Raw genomic sequence first — 15,850 nt, 5'->3', positions numbered from 1 at the left:
TATATTTTTTAGTTTTCATATTACAGCATTTATTTTTAAATAATAGTAATTATTAGTTTTTAACTATCTGTAATTCAGCGCTTATAATTTAATATGAATATTGTTTTAAGTTACGTTTAGAAAGGTTTTTTAAAAAAAATCAATATAAAATAGTCAATCTTTTATCTGTTAAAAATTTATGATTTTTTTCGTGTAAAAGCTACCTGCAGTAATTATTTTCGTTTTATTATATCATTAACATCTTTCCGCTGTATAAGAAAGATAAAAAGAATCATAATAATTTTTTTGGGTGTAAGTAGGAGGCTGGAATAAAAAAAAATCTAGCTATTGATGATTCAGGTTTTGAACACCTCTACTAGAAATTTAAATCTATTCTATGTTTACTTGCCTAAATGAATTATAATCCACACTCACTATAAGAAAAATCAGTTTTATGACCTCATCACTGATCAATGTGCTTGTAATTTTTCTTTAATAGTAATTAATATTTTGATTGTGAAATAGTTTTTACTATGCTTTTGTTACAAATAGTATAGTTGATTGCGAAAAACAATCGTTTGCGTTAAGTAAAATGTTATATTTTTTAAATAATTTTTTTAAAATGATTTGTCTTTTATAAATTCGGTTAACACCATTATAACATAAAATATGAAGAATAAATCTTTTTACGTACTCTGTAGTCTAGTGCTACTTACTGTATTCTCTTGTAAAGACATTACACAGGATTTGAGTAATTATGACAAGGATGAATCCGGTCTAGGCAAAAAGCAAGCGCTTAATTTGACTAATGAATGGCGCAACAATCCCTACAAATTAAATGTCGTTTACTTTGTGCCAAATGATTTGGATTCTATACCAAATTTCAGAAAGCGCCTGAGTAAGATATTACTCGATGCGCAGGAAATGTTTGCTTCGAACATGGACCGCGAAGGTTTTGGTCGTAAATCTTTTGGTTTGGATCTGATCAACGATTCTTTAATTAACATTATCTACATTCCAGGTAATTTTGGGAAAGCAACTTATCCTTATGAGGGGGGGAGTGGCGCAGTGAAATCGGAAGTGGATGCTTACTATGCTTTAAATCCTTCTGCAAAGAAAAGTGAGCATAATCTGATTGTCATTCCTACTTACAATAGTGATCCGGCGAATCCAGGAGGTCCGCCATTTTATGGAACGGGTACCACATGTTATGCGCTGGACTATGTGAATTTAGACGCTAAAAATTTAGGAATAGGTGGCGATATCGGCTGGAAAGCAACAGTATGGATTGGAGGAATGATTCATGAGCTAGGTCATGGTCTTAACGCTAGCCATAACCGCATGAATAAAACATTGGCTCCTACTTTAGGTACGGCATTGATGGGAAGTGGTAATTCGACTTATGGCATCTCTACAACTTCGCTGACACAAGCTACTACAGCAACATTTAATAATAGTCAAGTATTCAGTACAGTAACGCGTACAGATTGGTACCAAGCGGCCTCTGTAGATATTACATCATTATCAGCTTCTGTAGCTAGCAATAAAATTATTTTTTCAGGTAAGTTTACAGCGACTAAGCCGGTGAAAGATGTCGTGATTTGGCATGATAGAAGTCCATATGGTGGCAATCAGGATTATGATGCTGTGCAATGGTCGACTAAAGTGATTGGCGTTGACAGCTTTAGATTTGAGTGCCCATTGGCAGATTTTTACGATTTAACTGGAGACTATCAGCTTCGTGTTGGTTTTATGCATGAGAACGGTAGCCGGTCGACTTATAGTTACTTATATAGTTTTGTCAATAATCTTCCTGATTTGTCTAAAGTTGTTGTTCACAACTTGTTACCGACAACAGGCTGGTCAATCATAGCAGCTGATAGTCAAGAAAATGGTGCGCCTGCAAGCAACGTTTTAGATAAAAATAGAAGTACAATATGGCATACGCCTTGGTCGTCAGCTCAAGCGCCACAGCCGCATTATTTTTCTGTGAATATGGGGGCTTTGAGATCTGTAAAAGGAGTCGCTTTTAGAAATCGGGATAACCTAAACGGGGCGATGAAGGATATTAATATTTACTCAAGTACAAATGGTACTAGCTGGTCGTTGGTAAAAACAGCTCAATTGATACAAGTGTCAGGAAGTTGGATCAATGTAGATTTTACATCGGTACTAAATACACAGTATCTAAAAATAGAGTCGACAAGTTCGTGGGGTAATTTCTTCTATTCACATTTAGCTGATTTTGGAGTTTATTCAAATTAATATAGATTATGAAAAAAGAGAGGCCTTGATTATAACAATCAAGGCCTCTCTTTTTTATAGATAATAATTCTTATTTATACATTTCAGCACGCTGTGCCTGTACAACTTCACTATTAATATACTCATCGTAAGTCATCAACTTGTCGATGATACCTTTTGGAGTTAATTCAATAATACGGTTTGCTACCGTTTCAGTTAATTCGTGGTCACGAGAAGTGAATAACATGGAACCTTTAAAATCAACCATACCGTTGTTCAAAGCAGTAATGGATTCTAAGTCCAAGTGATTCGTTGGCTCATCAAAGATTAAGAAGTTTGCACCTTGAAGCATCATTCTGGAGAACATACAGCGCATCTTCTCACCTCCGGAAAGTACTGAACATTTTTTCAAGACTTCTTCTCCAGAGAACAACATCTTACCTAAGAAACCGCGAATAAATTGCTCATCAGCATCAGGGTTTGTTGTGTAATCTCTTAGCCAATCAACCAGATTTTCTGTTCTACCTTCGAAGAAAGGTGAATTATCCATTGGCATATCTGCAGGAGTGATCGTAATACCCCATTTAATATCTCCTTTGAAATCTTTGTCACGTCCTGTAAGGATATCATAGAATGCCGAAGTAATCAATGAATTTGCACCTAATACTGCAATTTTATCACCTTTGTTAATCATGAAGGTGATGTCTTTGAAGAAAACTTCGCCGTTAACTGTTTTGCTCAATCCTTCTACCTGTAAAGTTTGATCTCCTGGTTCTCTGTTCATGGTATTAAACATGATCGCAGGATATTTACGGTTAGAAGGCTTAATTTCATCAATGTTGATCTTATCTAAAGCTTTCTTACGTGAAGTTGCTTGTTTTGATTTTGATGCATTGGCCGAGAAGCGACGAATAAATTCCTGCAATTCTTTAACCTTATCTTCAGTTTTCTTATTCTGATCAGTACGTTGTTTCAACGCTAATTGAGAAGACTCGTACCAGAAAGAGTAGTTACCGGTATAGATGGTCATTTTACCAAAATCAATATCTACTGTATGCGTACATACAGCATCTAAGAAGTGACGATCATGGGATACAACTAATACGATAGCTTCATAAGAAGCTAAGAAATCTTCTAACCATGCAATTGTATTAATATCAAGATCGTTGGTAGGCTCATCGAGAATCAAAATATCTGGTTTACCAAATAAAGCCTGCGCCAATAAGACACGTACTTTTTGATTACCGTCAATTTCTGAAACTAATTTATAATGGAATTCTTCTTTAATACCTAAACTACTTAAGAGTGTTGCGGCATTTGATTCAGCATTCCAGCCGTCCATTTCAGCAAATAAGCTTTCTAATTCACCAGCGCGTTCACCGTCAGCATCAGAGAAATCTTCTTTCATATAGATCGCATCTTTCTCTTTCATGATTTTGTATAGCTCATGATTACCCATCATTACGGTTTCCAAAACTGTAAATTCGTCAAAAGCATAGTGATCTTGGCTTAATACCGACATTCTATCGCCTGGTGTAAAAGCAACGGAACCTGTAGAAGGATCAATTTCTCCAGAAACAATTTTCAAGAAAGTCGATTTTCCAGCTCCATTGGCACCAATAATACCGTAACAGTTACCAGGTGTGAATTTGAGATTGACATCTTCGAACAATACGCGTTTACCGTAGCGAAGAGAAAGATTGGATACATTAATCATACCGCAAAGGTACGCTTTTTTTCTCTCTTTTTTAAGTCCATTTTTAAAGATATTATAAAGTTAAAGTTCTGCTTTCCGTGTGATTATTATGATTTGAGGTCAGATCAGTAGCGTCCTAAACGTTTTTTAAAAAGTGGTGGTGAATGATATAGCATGGAATGCTATATTTAGTTTGCTAAAACAAATCACCACCATGGTAAATATAAATGTATTTTCTCAGATTCTCTCGCTTATCGACCGCGGTGGTTTCAATTTTTTGGTGCGCAAGCATGAGTCAGACAAGCACCACAAGGGGATCAACAGCTGGACGCATTTGGTAAGCATGCTTTTCTGCCATTTATCGTCTGCAGATTCTGTCAGGGACATCAGCAACGGTTTGCGGAGTACGACGGGCAATATGCACCACATGGGTATCAGCAGGGTGCCCAGCAAGTCCAATCTTTCCTACATGAATGCGCATCGTGACCACGTGTTATTCCGCGACCTGTATATTGGGTTATTGGACACACTCTGGCAGAAGCAGACGCATCTTCGCTCAGAACTGCGCATGCTGAAACGCAAAGTGCTGCTGATGGATGCCACGGTGATCCCGCTCTGCCTGTCGGTGTTTGATTGGGCAAGGTTCCGAAGTGCCAAAGGTGCGGTGAAGTTGCATACGGTACTGGATTACGATGGCTGTATGCCCAGCTTCGTGCATATTACCGATGGCAAAACACATGAATCCACCCTGGCAAAGACCCTATCCTTTCCCAAAGGATGTGTGGTAGTGGTGGATCGGGGCTATGTCGATTACGCCTGGATGAACGTTTTGGACAGCACTGGCTGCTTTTTCGTAACAAGGAGCAAATCCAATATGAAATATACGGTATTGAAGTCCTGGAAAAGCGATGAACTGAAAGAAGCCGGGGTGATTGAAGATCAGGTTATTGCCTTGGATGGCAGCTCAGCAGCTCGGTACGGAGATAAGAAGATGCGTCTTGTCCGGGTTTGGGACAGCATCAAAAATTTAGAATACGAGTTCCTGACCAATCATTTTCAGTGGAAGGCTGCCACCGTAGCTGCACTTTACAAAGAGCGCTGGGAGATCGAGACGTTCTTTAAACACCTCAAGCAGCGGCTGAAGGTCACCAGTTTTGTAGGCACCTCCCAGAATGCCGTTTACATCCAGATATGGACAGCCCTGATCGGGATATTACTCTTCAAGTATATTCAGAAAAGGGCGAAATATAGCTGGAACCTGTCAAATCTGGTGAATTTCATACGGCTGAATATCTTCGTGAAGATTGATCTGTGGAAATGGGCCGATGACCCGTTTATTTCGGGCAAACCGCCCGATCAAAATGGACAGTTTAACCTTTTCTGAAACGGACAGGGAGGATTTATTCGGAGAGTAACAATAAAATCTGCATGGAAACACCAGCAGATAGGGATTTATATGGCCCTAAAATTTATTTAGGACGGTACTGAGGTCAGATAGTTTTTAGAGGCTTTCTAAAAAGAATAATGATATTTTTTTTACATGTAGCATATTCTTCTCTCGTCAAGAATTTAATATATGATTTTACTTCATTACCGGATAGGCAATTTGGTGTAAATTCAAAATAGATCTAAATTTATTTAAATTAATCTTAAGTTGTTTTCATGATAATAACTTTCCTTTTATATCTTTGCACTTTATCTCAATAAACATATTATGAAAAAAATTTTACTATTATCGTTAGTAACTATTACTTTAACTTCTTGTGCGACAATTTTTACAGGGACAAAACAAACAGTGACTATTAAAACCTTTCCTGAAGGTGCTAAAGTTGAGGTTGATGGTCTTGATAGGGGCATAACTCCTGTAGCAGTCAGACTTAAAAAAGGTTTTAGCGGTCAAACAGTTACTTTAAAGAAAGAAGGCTATGAATTTAAGATGTTTCAACCTGAAACAACTTTTAATCCGGTCTCTATCTTAAACTTTATTGGAATAATTGGTTGGGGTGTTGATGCTGCTACTGGGGCGATGATGAAATATGATCCTAAAGTCTATGAAATAACACTGGATCCTAAAAAATAAAAATATATGCTATTAGACTTTTTGGTGTCAAAGTTTTCTCAATTTTTAGAATGGGATTAATCTTTGATGTCTTAAGTGATGAATTTCTTTTTTAGGGGCATATATAAAGAGAAAATCAACAGCATTACATTGTTATGATAATACTTGTTAAATAATGTGAAATGTGTCAGATAGCAACGTGATGATAGTCTTAATTTCAGTAAATTGCTATTTAATTGATTGAAAAATTAGAAATAGAAAGATATGAAATGTCCAAATTGCAACGAAACTTTATTGATGACAGAGCGTCATCAGGTTGAAATTGATTATTGCCCTATTTGTAGAGGTGTCTGGTTGGATAAAGGAGAACTTGATAAGTTGATGTCTTATGCCGCTGAGCAAAACAAAGTATCTTCAAATACTTATGAAGATCGATCAGTCCGTCCTGAGCATAGCAATAGGGAAAGATCCGATTATCGTGAGCATTATCGCGAGGGTCACCGTGATGACCATAATAAACATCAGCAATATCCTAAAAAGAAGAAATCATTTCTTTCAGATTTCTTTGATTTTGACTAAAATCTGGTATTAAATTATAACTGTTTTATTACGGCCTGCGAAGGAATAAGTTAGGTTTTTACGGTTGGGTCTAGCTAAAAAATATATGATACCATAAGGAAAAGGTCTGCTGAATACATTCCCGTTATTCAGTAGACCTTTTTTACGTCATATGGGTTTTATATTAGAAAATAACATTATGTCGTTTGTAAATATATTTCTATTTTAGAATTTAATTTTCATTAAATGAGTTCTTGCGTTTTCATAGCATGTCTTAATTGAGTTGTTTTGTATTCTATTTATTTGATTTTGTCTTTTATGCATAAGATATTGGCAATTGTGAAGAAATTATTTATCCAAATAGTCTCTATGTTTGCAACGCAAAATTTTTATAGAAACGAAAGTGATATTTATTACCAGCATGGTAAAGCGGATGCTAACAATTGGGTTGTTATTATCTGCTATTTCAGAAGTCCAGGCTTCTGATACGTTACGAACATCTTTGGAAGATATAATCAGTAAGTCATTGCTGAATTCCAAGCAAATAGAAACTTCCTATTTGCAGATTGAAGAAAGTAAATTGGCAGTCCAACAACAGCGAATGGAATTGCTCCCGGAAATTTCATTACGTGGTTCTGCTAGTTATGCAACCAATATGCCCGTCTATGATCATGGACTATTTAACAAACCAAGTCAACACGATGTCATTCATTATTTATATGATACTGGGGTTGATTTTTATCTAAATCTTTACAATGGTCATAAAGATATGATGAAAATTGAATCCCGAAAATTGGAACAGGTGCTTGCTTCTATTGCGTGGGCAAATGATAAAGCAGGGATCAAATTGGATGTATGTAATCTGTTTTTAGATCTAGAAAGATCTTATATGGATAAAACCTTAATTGAATCAGATATTATTGATCAGAAAGCCCAGTTAAAAGAAATAAAAAATTTATATACTTCGGGTGCTTTACTCCATAGTGATGTGTTGCGTATGGAACTGGAACTTTCTAAACGCGAACTGTTGCTGGTTCAAATTGACCATGATATTCAAGCATTCAATCAGAGATTAAATTTCATTATTGGTGGCGATGCCACAATCGTTCCAGTGCCACATGATTTTATAGTAAAGGTTGATAGTTATGATGAATCCTGGGCTTTTGCTAAACACCATGCTTTTGTGTTGCAGCAATCTGAACAGGAAGTGAAAATAAAACAGCTGGCAATTAAGCAATCTAAAGCAAATTATCTGCCAGAACTTGGTCTTGCTGGTAATTTTACTTTTGCCAATCCACAGATATTTCTATACCCATATAATGATAGTTGGTATAATTTAGGAATTGTCGGTCTCAAATTGAAGATCCCAATTTCAGCTGTTTATAGTAATAAAAATCTCGTAAGAATTGCGAAAGTTGCAGTGGATAGAGAAGAAGTAAAGCACCATCTAGAAGAAGAGCATATGCAACATCAACTTTTACAAGCACATCTGGATTATAAATTAGCTTGTGTACAACGAGATGTGTGCTTGAAGAATGTTGGTCTTGCCAAAGAAAATGCTCGTATTATCAAAAACCGTTATTTTAAATCATCAGCTCTTGTTACAGATCTGTTAGACGCAGACATGGAGCATCTAAAAACGTTATTTGAACTCGAAACTGCTAAAATAGCAATACAGAAACACTATTATTTTATTGAATTCTTAAAAGGTACTATTTAATGAAACCTAAATCTCGTTGGTCATTGACCGATGCTAAGTTGACAAAATTAACAAACTGGATCGCAGCACTTGTATTATGTGCATTATTGTTCTGGGGAGGACGCACATTATGGATTCGGTTAAACTATGCTTACACAAATGATGCCCAGGTAACTCAGTATATCAATCCTATTATCTCCAGAGTGGGAGGGTACATTGTCTCTGTGCATTACCATGATCACCAATTTGTAAAACGCGGTGATACGTTGCTGATTATTGATCAACGTGAATATAGATACGAGGCCGATCAAGCTAATGCTTCTGTATACAAAGAGCATGCTGAAATGAATGTGTTGAGCAGTCAAAAGCAGATCCTAATGGAGGAGCATGAATCATTAAAGAAATCTATTGATGCAAATGAGGCTAGGGTAACGAAGCAACAACTAGAGTATGATCGGTATAAATTTCTTTATGAAGAAAAATCTGCCACAGCCCAGCAAATGGAAGATGTCAAAGCGACTTTAGACGTTTATAAAAGTGAATTGGCTGCACTTCAGCATAAATTGGAAGCTTCGCAAGAGCGGGTGAGAGATGTCGAAGTACAAAAAACAGTAGTCAGTGCAGAAAAGAATAGACTATCTGCGGCTGCTGGGAGAAAACATCTGGATGTAGGATACACAGTGGTTCGTGCTCCTTATGACGGTATGATCGGTAAACGGAGTATTGAAGAGGGGCAGATGGTCAATGCTGGTGAAGTATTGGGATTTATTGTTAATGCTGAGACACCGACTTGGGTGACTGCAAATTTTAAAGAAACCCAATTGCGCTATCTGCGTATTCAAGATTCGGTAGAGGTGATCGCTGATGCTTATCCCGATCAAGTCTTTAAAGGGAAAATTATTTCAATTTCCCCTGCCACAGGCTCTTCTTTTTCTTTATTACCTCCGGATAATGCAACTGGAAACTTTGTTAAAATAGTCCAACGTGTTCCAGTGCGAATTGAATTGGAAAAGAAGCAGGGTGAACAAATTTTGCGTTCCGGCATGAACGTAAATGTATCTGTTGCTAAAAATAAAAAGTAGTGAGAGAGATATTTAAGGAATGGGTTCCGGAATGGTTGATTAAGCTAATATTATTCAGCTGCTTAATGCCGAGTATGGTATTATTCTTTTTGCCCGGAGCCAATATTCAAGTTACTGCAGGTTATTATGGCAGTCAGCCCAGTGATGTTCAGTTTTTGATAATTCTATTCTATGCCGGATTTGTTGGCTTTTATATCTTAGAAAGACGTTTCTTCCTCTTTTTTCCAGTAAAGCAGTATTATGTTATATTCAATTTATTACAGATACTGAATTGTTTTCTGATGTATCGAATTACGGATATTACCTGGGTCTATGGATTGCGCTTTCTGCAAGGAATGTTATTTGCCAGTGCGGTAAACCTATCCATATCGATGATTTTTTCAAGATTAAATAGTGAACGAGCTAAGGAGGTAAGCTATTCTATCTTTTTCGGAATGTTGCTCTGCAGCTCCCCCTTAAATAGTTTTGTAACTGCAGAGTTTATTGATTCCTTTAATTTCGATGTATTATACCTCTATGCTGCATTAGCCTTTATGCCGGGCTTATTAATGATACTGCTTTCGATGAAATCAATACGTCATATTAGGCCTTATCCTTTGTTTTCACTAGACTGGCCAAGTAGTATCTATTTTAGTGGTGTCATCATTGCCTTTGGTTATATGATGGTGTATGGACAAGAAGTGTATTGGTTTTCAGATCAGCATATGCAGGTTGCATTGTTGTTGGGAATCGCTTTGTTGATTTGCTTTATCATCCGTCAGTTGATTTTAAAACGCGTGTATGTTGATATTTCCATTTTTAAAAATCGACGCTTACTTTTAGGGTTATTGATCCTTTTTATGATGTATATCGAACGATTTTCGCTTTCCGTGTCCAATCAATATTTTTCTCAGGTTTTAAAACTAGATCCGATCCATTTATCCTATGTGCAATGGTTTAATATTTTAGGAATTATTATGGGGGTGTTATTTTCCATGTACTGGATTATTGCCCATAAAGCAGTCAAGTGGATCTGGATATTAGGTTATTGTTTTTTATTGAGTTTCCATCAGGTGATGTTTTTTTCTTTTGAAAGCGAAGGGAATGATTATTATTTCTGGATTCCTTTATGGCTCCACGGATTTGGGGTTGGATTGATCATGGTCCCTACTATTTTATTTACAATAGCGAGTGTGAAGTCACATTTGGCCGTTTCTGCGGCGGCGGTTTGTCTGGCTATACGGTATTTGGGCTACACCAGTAGTATCGGTTTACAAAATTTCTTCAAATTATTTGACACCAATCAACATCAGATGGTTTTTCAAGACTATCTGCAGCAGAATAATATCATATTACAGCGTTATTTTGAAAAAGAAAGTGCAACGTTGCTGAAAAATGGTCTTCAGTTTCATGAACATGCAACAGCAGTCAAATTGGTGACAGAACGTGTCAAAAATCAGGCTTTTGTACGTTTTGCAATGGATTATTATGAATTGATGTCACTCATCAGCATTATTATTTTGATTGTTATTTTTTTATCTCCGTCGCTTAAAAGTATGTATAAAAAACTTAAGCGGAATATGGTATCTCCCGCTTAGCTTTTCTTAAATATACAAAGCATCCATGTGCCATTATATAAACATGGATGCTTTGTATATTTACTACATGAAGTGATAAAGGAATATAACATCACCTACATATGCAGGTTTAGCATTATCTTTAATCAATAATGTAGCTTCGATAATAACTTTTATAACACCCCTTAAATTGTTCACAGATTTTACTTTTGCTTGCAACTGAACTTCGCTATCAAATAAAACAGCTTGACCAAATTTTAGATTTTCAATACCGTAATTAATCTCCATTTTTACATTTCTAACCTCAGCAATCTGCTTCCAAAGGTAAGGAATGAGTGAAAGCGTTAAGTATCCATGAGCAATAGTAGATTTGAAAGGTCCTTCGGATTCCGCTTTTTCTTTATCGACATGAATCCATTGATGGTCTAGAGTAGCATCAGCAAAACTGTTGATCTGTTGCTGATCAATTTTGTGCCATTCTGATAATCCCAAAAGCTTTCCTTCATAGGATTTATAATCTTCGTAATTGTTTATTGTAAGCATATTTGTTTGATATGTTAGTTGTAAGCTGATTATTTTTGATCATGTATCAGTTTGTTTAAATGAATATAGCGATTATATATTAAAATAAGATTAACATTTTAAGGAATATAGCAAAGGGTTATCTTTTGTTTTATTAATCTTTTGATTGTGAGGGTAGTATTTAGTTAGGCCTATCATAAAAGTTGATAAAAAATTCTATTTTTGAGATTGGACTACAGGTGATGTTATGCGAGTTTGTAAAAAAAATATAGGATGGTTAATTTCGGTGATCGGATTATTCTGTTTCTCCTTTATTGTTTCCATCAATATAAAAGATTATTCAGCAAGATTGCAGCAAGATTATGATGTTTTATTTGAAAATAGTGATGGTGAAGATATCAATTTAAGCAATCTGAAAGGCAAGGTTGTTGTGATCAACTATTGGGCAAAATGGTGTATACCCTGTTTAGCTGAGATGCCGGGACTGAATCAACTTTATCTCGACATGAGGGAAAATAGCAATATCATTTTCATGGCAGTAGATATGGACGGCAATGCAGTTAAAGGAGGAAATTTTATGAAAAAAAGAAAGTATAGTATTCCAGTATACCGAATTAAAACAGAGCTACCATTGGATCTGCAAACGAAATCTATACCGACAACAATTATTCTGGATAGAAAAGGGGTACTGGTAAATAAACATGGGGGGGGAATGAACTTTAAGTCAACTAAATTTAAAGAAGCACTACAGCAGTTGAGTGAGGAGTAAAATTATAAAAGCCATTTTACTAAGATAAATGGCTTTTATAAAATATCATTTAGGAAGTTTTGGATTGGCCAAAAAATCATGAAATAGTTTCGTGTTTTGAGCGACTAAATATTCGTAAATTTTTGCACCATGGCTCAGTCTTTTCACACCTAGTTCTGCTAATACAGCGGGTTTTGCGAGTTTATCCGTTAGAAATAAATTAAGCGGTAAACGTGTTGAATTAACAATTTTTTCAATATCTGTTTTACTTTCTGCTAGTGGTACAAATAAACCATCGGCACCTGCCTCTTCATAAATTTTAGCTCTTTTAATGGTTTCTTCGAGCGCATTTTCATGCTTAGTGGTAAAGGTATCAATTCTAGCATTGATAAATATATTTTTAGTGCTCGATTTAATGGCTTCAATTTTTTCTGTTAAAATACCTGTTTTACCGAGCTTGCGTCCAGACTTAACTACCTTTCCGTCCTCCAAATTGATTCCTACAACTCCCATTTCAGAAAGCTGTGTTACATATTTGGCAACTTCAAATGGGTTGTCTGAATAACCAGATTCAAAATCGACAGAAACAGGTATTTTTACGGATTTCACTATTCTTTCGACGACAAATAATAACTCATTCACAGGTATTTGCTCTCCATCGGCATAGCCAAGTGAATTAGCAATTGCATGACTGGAGGTACCTAAGGCCTGAAATCCGGCAGAGGCCGCTATTTTAGCACTGTGTGCATCCCAGACATTTCCTAAAATCAGCAAGTTACTCTGCTGATGCAGTTTTGTGAATTTTGTATATGACATAATTTCGATCTTTTTATTGTAAAACACATCATCCTACATATTTGTTTTTGTAAAGAGCATATATTGAAGACTTATTTTTCTGTCAGGCCGAAAATAGCAACGTGTTTATTTTTAATATACAGATTAAACGTCTGCTCCGCTATATCGTAATGAAGTTCCCTATTTTCAAGGACTTGATATAAGTCAGATTCAATATTATCACCCATACATGCCCGCATTGTGGTTCCTATATTTGGAAATTCAATCGTATTACTAGTTATGATAAATGGTCCAAAGAAATTATTACAGCTCGAGTTTCCTGATATCCGGCCCTTATCAGCATCAAAAAGTAGGTGAGCATTATATTTAGCTACATCTTTTCCATTTAAACTAATCAATTTCCACTTATGTCTTGATAAGAATACTGCTGCTGTTGGTAAAGATCTTTTGTTTTTACTTGCTGTTTTCGTCACAATTTTTACAAGATTATACTGATAAGCTGAAGCATCTTGTGGCGGATTTTCGATTTTGGTACGCTTCACTATTAATTTATAAATATAACCTTCTTCGTAATCAAATCCGTTTATATGACTGTGAAAATATTCCCAATCATCTTTGGGAGTAGACCTCACCTGTAGGCACTTCATTTGCCCTACACCCTGGCAGTCTACCCATTTATCATTGATTTCTAAGATTATTTTCTCCGAGTTTACCTGAGATTTTTGTACTGTATTCAGGAGAGTATAACGATAACTAGGCTTATTAGGAACTGAATTTGCTACTTTTGTTCTTCTAATTCGCAGTTCATAACTATAATTGGGATCGTAGGAGAAAGATTCTATTTTAGCATAAAAAGGTTCCCAATCTGCACTATTATAATATTTTACCTGCAATGCCTGCTCTTTCTGGATACCGCTTTTCATTTTAATTGTAAAATCATTTGTTTGCGCCAAAGATGTTAAACTAAATGCTGTAAGATGTAAAAATATTAGAGATGAAAATTTGATCATATGCTTCATTTGTAAATAGAAAACGTTGTTTGATTAAAAAATATTGTATTTTTAACGCATGAACCTATTAAACAAAGTTATTGTTTTTTCCTTTTTGTTTTTACAATTTCATATCGCATTTACCCAAACCAGCCAACAGCTCTTTAAATCGCAGGTGGCCTTAGGTGAGATTTCTGATAGGAAATTAAATGAATTGTCCGGAATTATCAATGCGAAACAATCATCCTGTTTTTGGGTGCACAATGATAGTGGAGATAAGGCTCGGGTTTATTTGATCGATAAGAAATGTAGTTTGTTATGTACATATGAACTAGAATCCATTGTTGTGAAGGACTGTGAAGATATAGCGCGCGTAATCATCAATGGAAATTCATTTTTAATTTTAGCAGATATTGGAGATAATAATTCGAAACGTGAAAATATTAAACTTCACATATTTCCTGAGCCAACATATCAGCATGGTGATACGCTAATTCATATTCCGAAGAAAGTAATCCGTACCGTTACGTTGCGATATAAGAATGGTCCTCGGGATGCAGAAGCTTTATTTGTTGATCCCGTAGATCGTCAGCTTTATGTTATTTCGAAAAGAGATTTTCAATCAACAGTTTATAAGGCTACAATATTTAATAATGTGAAAAAGAATTTCAGCCTATTGACACCTGTTCAAACATTGCCATTTACTTTTACAACTTCCGCAAATATCAGTCCCACAGGTAGTGCGATAATAATTAAGAACTTAACGCAAATATTTTATTGGACTAGAAATAGGAACGAGTCGATTGAACAGGCTCTGTCTAGGAAACCCACATTAATTCCTTATCAGATTGAACCACAGGGGGAAGCTATTACTTTTGGATTAAACGGAGAAGGATTTTATACCATCAGTGAACGTCCGTTTGGACTTAAATCATCACTTTATTTTTTTGAAAAACTATAATACAATGAACATGAAACTCAAATATTGGTTAGTGGCACTATTTTTTTTATTTCTCATTAAAGGTCATGCCGCTACTGTAGATACATTAACAATCAATAGTAAAAGTATGCTTAAAGGGATAAAGGCTGTTGTAATTCTACCTGAAAAATACGATAAGAAAAATCAATATCCCGTGCTTTATCTACTTCATGGTTTTGGTGGACGTTATGATAATTGGGTAAATAATGTTCCTGCTGTAAAAAAGCTTGTTGATAACTATCAATACATAGTTGTCTGTCCTGATGGAGGATTTGATAGCTGGTATTGGGACGTAAAAGGTGATCAAAATTATCAGTATGATACTTTTGTTAGTCAAGAACTAATAACACATATTGATGCTAATTATTCAACAAAGAAAGATCGATCGGCACGAGCAATAACAGGATTGAGCATGGGAGGACATGGAGCCATGACATTAGCGCTTAATCATCAGGATATATACGGTGCCGCCGGAAGTACCTCTGGTGGATTGGATATTCGTCCTTTTCCTATGAATTGGAATATCAAAAGTAGAATCGGAACCTATACGGCTCATCCTGTTGAATGGGAGAATAAATCAGTTATCAATCAGGTGCATTTGCTTGAACCCAACAAATTGGATTTGATCATAGATTGTGGGAAGGAAGATTTTTTCTATAAAGTAAATGTAGCAATTCATGATAAATTAGATTATAACAATATTCCACATACATTTATTACCCGGTCAGGTGCCCATAACTGGGATTATTGGTCTAAATCAATCATTTATCAGATGGCATTTTTCAATGAGTTCTTTATAAAAAAAGATACTTTTGTAAAAAATTAATAAATAATTGGCTATTATGAATAAATGATTTATTTTTGTTTTCCAAAATCTTTATTAATTAATTATAAACTTATGACACAAAGCCTTGCTAACCACAAGGCTTTTTTTATCTTTGGTA

14 protein-coding genes are annotated in these 15,850 nt (G+C 35.5%); 10 read left to right on the top strand and 4 right to left on the bottom strand.

Features of this window, described 5'->3' with window-relative positions; translation table 11 throughout:
• Positions 1 to 648 precede the first annotated feature (648 nt).
• Positions 649 to 2,244, top strand: a complete 1,596-nt coding sequence (locus M2265_RS09060) for a discoidin domain-containing protein (protein ID WP_132773674.1) — start codon at positions 649 to 651, stop codon at positions 2,242 to 2,244.
• Positions 2,245 to 2,314: 70 nt separating this feature from the next.
• On the opposite strand, the gene M2265_RS09055 is transcribed toward M2265_RS09060, so the two are convergent.
• On the bottom strand, positions 2,315 to 3,940 hold the full coding sequence (locus M2265_RS09055) for an ABC-F family ATP-binding cassette domain-containing protein (protein WP_132773672.1): 1,626 nt from the start codon (positions 3,938 to 3,940) through the stop codon (positions 2,315 to 2,317).
• A gap of 193 nt (positions 3,941 to 4,133) precedes the next feature.
• Between M2265_RS09055 and M2265_RS09050 the strand changes: the two genes are divergently transcribed.
• The 6 genes from M2265_RS09050 to M2265_RS09025 all read left to right on the top strand — a co-directional run bounded on the left by M2265_RS09050 (position 4,134) and on the right by M2265_RS09025 (position 10,894).
• Entirely contained in the window at positions 4,134 to 5,303 is a 1,170-nt protein-coding gene (locus M2265_RS09050) for an IS4 family transposase (RefSeq protein WP_132773957.1), read from the top strand.
• A 330-nt stretch (positions 5,304 to 5,633) separates the two neighbouring features.
• Entirely contained in the window at positions 5,634 to 5,999 is a 366-nt protein-coding gene (locus tag M2265_RS09045; protein WP_021188459.1) for a PEGA domain-containing protein, read from the top strand.
• A 243-nt stretch (positions 6,000 to 6,242) separates the two neighbouring features.
• A complete protein-coding gene (locus M2265_RS09040; RefSeq protein ID WP_132772951.1) occupies positions 6,243 to 6,557 on the top strand; it encodes a zf-TFIIB domain-containing protein in 315 nt (104 codons plus the stop codon).
• A gap of 412 nt (positions 6,558 to 6,969) precedes the next feature.
• The gene (locus M2265_RS09035) at positions 6,970 to 8,256 is read left to right on the top strand and encodes a TolC family protein (RefSeq protein ID WP_165905977.1); all 1,287 of its coding nucleotides are present in this window, start codon (positions 6,970 to 6,972) and stop codon (positions 8,254 to 8,256) included.
• Entirely contained in the window at positions 8,256 to 9,317 is a 1,062-nt protein-coding gene (locus tag M2265_RS09030; RefSeq protein ID WP_132772947.1) for an HlyD family secretion protein, read from the top strand. The genes M2265_RS09035 and M2265_RS09030 overlap by 1 nt, the downstream gene beginning before the upstream one ends.
• Positions 9,317 to 10,894 carry a beta-carotene 15,15'-monooxygenase gene (locus M2265_RS09025; protein ID WP_132772945.1) on the top strand — a complete coding sequence of 526 codons (1,578 nt, stop codon included), beginning with the start codon at positions 9,317 to 9,319 and terminating at the stop codon, positions 10,892 to 10,894. The genes M2265_RS09030 and M2265_RS09025 overlap by 1 nt, the downstream gene beginning before the upstream one ends.
• A gap of 63 nt (positions 10,895 to 10,957) precedes the next feature.
• Here M2265_RS09025 and M2265_RS09020 read toward each other — a convergent pair whose 3' ends face one another.
• The gene (locus M2265_RS09020) at positions 10,958 to 11,416 is read right to left on the bottom strand and encodes a MaoC family dehydratase (RefSeq protein WP_132772943.1); all 459 of its coding nucleotides are present in this window, start codon (positions 11,414 to 11,416) and stop codon (positions 10,958 to 10,960) included.
• A gap of 226 nt (positions 11,417 to 11,642) precedes the next feature.
• On the opposite strand from M2265_RS09020, the gene M2265_RS09015 reads away from it, so the two are divergent.
• Positions 11,643 to 12,164: a TlpA family protein disulfide reductase gene (locus tag M2265_RS09015; protein WP_132772941.1), complete on the top strand. Its 522-nt coding sequence runs from the start codon at positions 11,643 to 11,645 to the stop codon at positions 12,162 to 12,164.
• 45 nt (positions 12,165 to 12,209) lie between these two features.
• Here M2265_RS09015 and M2265_RS09010 read toward each other — a convergent pair whose 3' ends face one another.
• Together M2265_RS09010 and M2265_RS09005 are read right to left on the bottom strand one after the other, a co-directional pair.
• On the bottom strand, positions 12,210 to 12,959 hold the full coding sequence (locus M2265_RS09010; RefSeq protein WP_132772940.1) for an isocitrate lyase/PEP mutase family protein: 750 nt from the start codon (positions 12,957 to 12,959) through the stop codon (positions 12,210 to 12,212).
• A 71-nt stretch (positions 12,960 to 13,030) separates the two neighbouring features.
• Positions 13,031 to 13,948, bottom strand: a complete 918-nt coding sequence (locus M2265_RS09005; protein ID WP_165905976.1) for a DUF4377 domain-containing protein — start codon at positions 13,946 to 13,948, stop codon at positions 13,031 to 13,033.
• Between the two features lie 58 nt (positions 13,949 to 14,006).
• On the opposite strand from M2265_RS09005, the gene M2265_RS09000 reads away from it, so the two are divergent.
• Positions 14,007 to 14,888 carry a hypothetical protein gene (locus M2265_RS09000; RefSeq protein ID WP_021188453.1) on the top strand — a complete coding sequence of 294 codons (882 nt, stop codon included), beginning with the start codon at positions 14,007 to 14,009 and terminating at the stop codon, positions 14,886 to 14,888.
• 4 nt (positions 14,889 to 14,892) lie between these two features.
• Positions 14,893 to 15,732, top strand: coding sequence for an alpha/beta hydrolase (locus M2265_RS08995; RefSeq protein WP_132772936.1), 840 nt, complete (start codon positions 14,893 to 14,895; stop codon positions 15,730 to 15,732).
• The last annotated feature ends 118 nt before the right edge of the window (positions 15,733 to 15,850 follow it).

Source organism: Sphingobacterium kitahiroshimense (assembly GCF_025961315.1).
Taxonomy (GTDB): Bacteria; Bacteroidota; Bacteroidia; order Sphingobacteriales; family Sphingobacteriaceae; genus Sphingobacterium; species Sphingobacterium anhuiense.
This window is presented reverse-complemented; position numbering and strand designations above follow the sequence as displayed.